Annotated in this window: 2 protein-coding genes; both read right to left on the bottom strand. The window is 44.2% G+C overall.

What is annotated here, in order from left to right; all coding sequences use genetic code 11:
* Positions 1–774: MiaB/RimO family radical SAM methylthiotransferase (locus IJN28_03045; GenBank protein MBQ6712749.1), on the bottom strand; the 774-nt coding region annotated here is incomplete at its 3' end.
* A gap of 10 nt (positions 775–784) precedes the next feature.
* Positions 785–1,693: extracellular solute-binding protein (locus IJN28_03050; GenBank protein ID MBQ6712750.1), on the bottom strand; the 909-nt coding region annotated here is incomplete at its 5' end.

Here is a 1,693-nt window from a genome sequence, read left to right on the forward strand (position 1 = left end):
AACATAAGAGCAGATCTTAGGCTCGGTTGCCATAAGTTCGATCAGATCGTCTGTGAAGTTGTGCGGGTAGCAATACAAAAGACGAATCCATTCGATTTTTTCGATTTTGACAAGTTCGCGAAGAAGGGCTGTAATACGGCGTTCTCCGTAGAGGTCAGTACCATAGTTCGTTGTATCTTGTGCGATCAAGTTGATCTCGCGAACACCTTGCTCAGCCAGGTTTTTGGCTTCTGTAATGATAGATTCCATAGGACGACTGCGGAAATCTCCGCGAACAGATGGGATAACACAATAAGCGCAACGATTGCTGCATCCTTCTGCGACTTTGATATATGCCGTGTAAGACGGTGTTGTAAGTACGCGCGGCATATCTTCCGTATAGAGGTTGGTCAATTCATCCAAGATCATAACAGGTTTTTCACCACTATCTACACGTTCGATCGCTTCACGGATCTTCTGCCACGAACCCGTACCGATAATGGCATCGATCTCGGGAATCTCTGTGATCAATTCGGTCGCGAAGCGTTGTGCAAGACAACCGCTGACCAAGAGCATTTTGCAGTTGGCGTTTTTATATTCAGCCATCTGCAAGATCGTGTCTACCGACTCTTGTTGTGCGGATTCGATAAATCCGCAAGTGTTGACGATAATAATATCGGCTTCTTCGGGGTCGGGTGTGATCGTGAGCTCATGCGAAGCCAGATCGCCGAGCATCAATTCTGCATCGACGAGATTTTTAACGCATCCTAAGCTGATAATTCCTACTTTTCTCATTGTTGTGTCCTCACTTTGCTAAGCGAATTTCTTGTACCCATGTATCGATTAAGTGATATTTTTCTTCTTTGGTCAAGAATGGATCTGTATCCCACAAGACCTTCGATTTATACGTGAAAGCATTGTAAGATGGTAACGACGGATTCGTTGGTACAAAGAAGAAGTTCTGTTCTTGCAGGATCATTTGTGCTTCTTCTGTCAAAAGCCATCGTTGAAATTCTATTGCAACATCTTTGGAATGACTGCCATCGAAAACAGCACATCCCGTCAAACAGTATGCTGTTCCTTTCTTGGGATGAACGATCGCGATTGGAAATCCGTCATGGATATAACGGATAGCTTCGCTTTGGAGTGTAATGGCAGCGTCTGCCTCCCCTATTCCGATCATACTTGATGGCGTAGAGAGGGATTTGGCATAGCTGACGATATTGGGATGAAGATTTTTAAGCCATGTATACGCAGCTTTTTTTCCTTGTTTTGTTATCAATGTAAATAAGAAATGTGCAGATGCGTCTGCCATTAAGAAATCCGTCATAACAACGCGAAGTTCTTGGGGACGCACGATATCTTCCCAATCCTGCGGAACGGGAGATAATTTTGTCATGAAGTCACGATTTAAGCCGATCACGATCGGATCGTACCAGATACCCACCCACAGTCCGTCACGATTTTTTAACTGAGAAGGAACGTGACCGGTATTTTCTGTGTATATCGGCGCAAGGGTCTTTGTACGGACAGCTTTTTCAAGTGTTGAAGAAGGTGCCAGCAAGACGTCGGCTTGAGGCTCTGATTGTGTTCTCTCCAGTTTTGTTAAAAGCTCATCTTCTGTCAAATGAATAACATTGACTTTTATATGATATAAACGTTGATAAGCCGACGATACCAGTGTGGCTTGATCTTGCGGTATGGTTGACAAGAC

This window comes from Selenomonadales bacterium, assembly GCA_017442105.1.
Lineage (GTDB): Bacteria > Bacillota > Negativicutes > RGIG982 > RGIG982 > RGIG982.